This is a genomic window from Mycobacterium sp. KBS0706, assembly GCF_005938675.2.
Classification (GTDB): domain Bacteria; phylum Pseudomonadota; class Alphaproteobacteria; order DSM-16000; family Inquilinaceae; genus Inquilinus.
The window spans coordinates 1-3,017 of sequence record NZ_VCCH02000223.1 but is presented as its reverse complement, the minus strand read 5'-3'; the positions used below and the strand labels follow the sequence as shown (position 1 = coordinate 3,017).

5 protein-coding genes are annotated in these 3,017 nt (G+C 61.5%); 2 read left to right on the top strand and 3 right to left on the bottom strand.

The window, feature by feature from the left end; genetic code table 11:
* Nucleotides 1-96: 96 nt before the first annotated feature.
* Both FFK22_RS41265 and FFK22_RS41260 read right to left on the bottom strand, forming a co-directional pair.
* Entirely contained in the window at nucleotides 97-384 is a 288-nt protein-coding gene (locus FFK22_RS41265) for a co-chaperone GroES (protein WP_138892971.1), read from the bottom strand.
* Nucleotides 385-495: 111 nt separating this feature from the next.
* The gene (locus tag FFK22_RS41260; protein ID WP_138892972.1) at nucleotides 496-1,248 is read right to left on the bottom strand and encodes a hypothetical protein; all 753 of its coding nucleotides are present in this window, start codon (nucleotides 1,246-1,248) and stop codon (nucleotides 496-498) included.
* Between the two features lie 684 nt (nucleotides 1,249-1,932).
* Here FFK22_RS41260 and FFK22_RS43605 point away from each other — a divergent pair.
* Both FFK22_RS43605 and FFK22_RS41250 read left to right on the top strand, forming a co-directional pair.
* Nucleotides 1,933-2,433 (top strand): hypothetical protein, encoded by a 501-nt coding sequence (locus tag FFK22_RS43605; protein WP_186002970.1) that lies wholly within the window; start codon nucleotides 1,933-1,935, stop codon nucleotides 2,431-2,433.
* A 19-nt stretch (nucleotides 2,434-2,452) separates the two neighbouring features.
* Nucleotides 2,453-2,725, top strand: a complete 273-nt coding sequence (locus FFK22_RS41250) for a hypothetical protein (RefSeq protein WP_143956969.1) — start codon at nucleotides 2,453-2,455, stop codon at nucleotides 2,723-2,725.
* Between the two features lie 139 nt (nucleotides 2,726-2,864).
* Here FFK22_RS41250 and FFK22_RS41245 read toward each other — a convergent pair whose 3' ends face one another.
* A complete protein-coding gene (locus FFK22_RS41245) occupies nucleotides 2,865-3,017 on the bottom strand; it encodes an SDR family oxidoreductase (protein WP_306770264.1) in 153 nt (50 codons plus the stop codon).

Here is a 3,017-nt window from a genome sequence, read left to right as displayed (position 1 = left end):
GCGGTCGCGCGCATCGGTGCTGAATTTGACGTCTTTTGCCGGCATGGTCTTGGTCCTTGCAGGGGGAGGGGGGGAGGGATGTGGGAGGCGGCGGGATCAGGCGACGACGCCGATCACGTCGCTCTCCTTCATCACGAGGTAGTCGACCCCCTCGAGCCGGATCTCGGAGCCGGACCATTTGCTGAACAGGATGCGGTCGCCGACGCCGACGTCGAGCGCCTGGATCACGCCATGCGTATCCCGTGCGCCAAGGCCGACGGCGACGACCTCGCCCTGCTGCGGCTTCTCCTGGGCGGTATCGGGGATGATGATCCCGCCCGCGGTCTTGGCTTCGGCATCGATGCGGCGGACCACGACCCGGTCGTGCAGCGGGCGGAATTTCATCGGCTGAATCCTTTGATAAACTGTGCAGCAAGCAACTTGGTCACCGCGCACGGAGCAGGCGTTCCCGTCGCCGATCTCTGTCTTACCGAAGCGAATGAGCTCGATCGTTCGTCAGCCGGCTTCGTGCGGCCGCGGGCGAGTCATGACCGCCGACCCGCCGTTCGCGACGATGTCACGGATTGCCGCCTGCGCGGCGTCGATAGCCGGTTTCCCCGCGAAGTAGTGGCCATAGAACTGCCCGTCCCTGGTCACTGTCCATCTCCCGGCCTGGTGTGCCACCAGGAACACTGTCGGGACGACCCCATGTTGCTCAACGACATGCTCCGCGGTCGATGCGCGGTGAATTGGGCCCGGCAGCCGACCGGCGGGGACGGTTGATTTCTCTTCTCCAAGACGGATCACCTCGCGGAGGAACTGTTCGGCGTATTGGGCGGTGTCCGTATAGTCCTGCTCGCGACGGCTCAGATGGTCTGGATTGTTGAACGCGCGATTCAATCGAGTGATGAACTCCGGCTCTGCTTCCGCCATATGGGCGATCAGCGCCTGCAGGATCTGCTCGTGCGCGAGCACGCGTCTCTCCAGATCGGTGTTCTCGACCGCGCCATATCGCCTTCGAGCATGACCGTGGTCTATGCCGGTGTCCGGTCCGCCAGACCCGTGGATGGGGCTTCCCAGCTCTCCGATGCGCGCTGCCCGGTCCGTTTCCCAGCCTGCCGGATCCTGCGACTTCCGCGGGTGTTCGGCCATTCCTTCGTTTTCGCTGCGCTCTTCCGCGGAACGATCCAGTTCGGCATGGAGCGGCGAGTCGCTCGGCACCGGCTCGTCCGGCCAATAGGGGCTCTCGCGCCACATGATGTTTCCCATGATCTTTCCTTGTGATGGGATATCGCCTTCCTGCGAAGCAGGATGCGGTCGTTCCCAGTTCAATCTTGCTCGACAGGGAGGGCGGGCGCCGGCACCCTTGATCAGGATGCCGCTTCAGCTGGATGCCGGGACGCCGTTCAATTGGATATGGGGATCTCAGATGTAAATTTCAAGAGATTTTGAAATATATTATAGTCCACTATAAAATATACGACTGAATTTTCGGTATAAATCGACTGACGGGAATATGTGGAGAAACTCTATTTTATCCCAGATAATACATTGGCGATGGCTGTGTTTCGTTGGCCGTGCGCTGAAAAGGCAGCATCCTCTGCACGAATCCAGTGCCTGGGCCGGAGGAATTTTCGATGATTTCGGTCGTAATAGCATCGGAATCGCACCATCTCTTTAGGGTGAGCCGCTGAACATCGTCGACCGTGACGGATCAGTCGGCTGGCGACATCGCCCGATTGAAGGGCGCCTCCTGATCGACCTGCTTCTGGGCGGGACACCACAGTGCATTGAGAGAACGCGCCATGAAAACCTGGTTCATTCCACCGATCGTGATTCCCGCGGGGTTCATCCTGCTGGGCTTTCTCTATGTCGTGTCGGGAGCACTTCTGTAGCGCCCGCACGCGGATGAATTGCGGGTGAAGAGACGAGCAGCGAGCTCGGAGGATCCCGATGACCCTGCGGACCCATAGCGAGACCGTCACTTTTTCGCGGCCGTTCACCTTGAGCGGCATCAACGGACCGCAACCGCCAGGAACCTACACTGTCGAGACCGATGAGGAACGGATCGAGGGCTCGTCCCCTCCCACCTATCGGCGGGTCTCGACGATGATCAGGCTGGCCGGGCGGCCGGGGACCGGGGAGCAGGTCCAGGTCGTCATCGTGGATCCCGAGGAATTGGCGGCGGCGTTGGCGCGAGACGCCGCTCCTCCGGATATTGCTTCCGCACAGGAGCCGCTCGAGGAAAGCGGTCGAGAGGGCACGCCGCAACGAGTTCTCCTAGGAGACGAGCACCGTTCCGGGGAAAAGAACAGCCGGCAAGGGACCGCTCGCCCGACCGATCGGCTCCACGAGGTGTGGCGGTTCTGGGCGAAGCGGCATCCAAGGGAGCTGGCCTGGATCATGGCGATACTCGGTGGCGCCCTTTTCGTTACCTTGGTTCTGAGCTGGTGACCGGCCGACAGGTTGGACGATGACGATGCGCGAGTTCAGGAAGGTCTCCCACCCGGTCGAGCATGCCGTGACCCTGACGATCAAGGCGGATGCCCATAGGGTCATAGGCCTCATCGTCGCCCCGTCATTCAGCCACACAAACCCCAGCTTCATCATCACGCCCGAGGATGGCCTCCTGACGGCCGAGCAGGCAGTTGGGGCGGCGATCGGCATCGCGAGCTATCTGCAGCTGGAGGTTGTCGTCATCGACGAAGGAGGTCACTGGAATCCGAAATGGGGGCGCCTCCTATAAAGCTGGACGGCACGCCGGGTTCACAGGCCCCTTCCCAATATTCGAGAAGGGACGATGCTCCCCTCTCCTTCTCGACTCCCGTTTCTACTGGACCTGGTAGAAGGTAGAAACATAGCCGTCCGACCGAATACACTCGCGCTCAGCTTCGATTGATCGACACGCCACCGTCGGCGAGCAAGGCGCCGCCGGTCGTGAAGCTCGATGAGTCCGAAGCGAGGTAGAGCGCCGACTTTGCGATCTCCTCGGGCCGTGCGATGCGCCGCAGCGCGTGGAGCCGTTCGATGAAGGCCAA

What these genes read in the sequence shown, in the direction of transcription:
- FFK22_RS41260 (WP_138892972.1), bottom strand. Translation starts at nt 1,248, where the DNA reads ATGGGAAACATCATGTGGCGCGAGAGCCCCTATTGGCCGGACGAGCCG.
- FFK22_RS41265 (WP_138892971.1), bottom strand. Translation starts at nt 384, where the DNA reads ATGAAATTCCGCCCGCTGCACGACCGGGTCGTGGTCCGCCGCATCGAT.
- FFK22_RS43605 (WP_186002970.1), top strand. Translation starts at nt 1,933, where the DNA reads ATGACCCTGCGGACCCATAGCGAGACCGTCACTTTTTCGCGGCCGTTC.
- FFK22_RS41250 (WP_143956969.1), top strand. Translation starts at nt 2,453, where the DNA reads ATGACGATGCGCGAGTTCAGGAAGGTCTCCCACCCGGTCGAGCATGCC.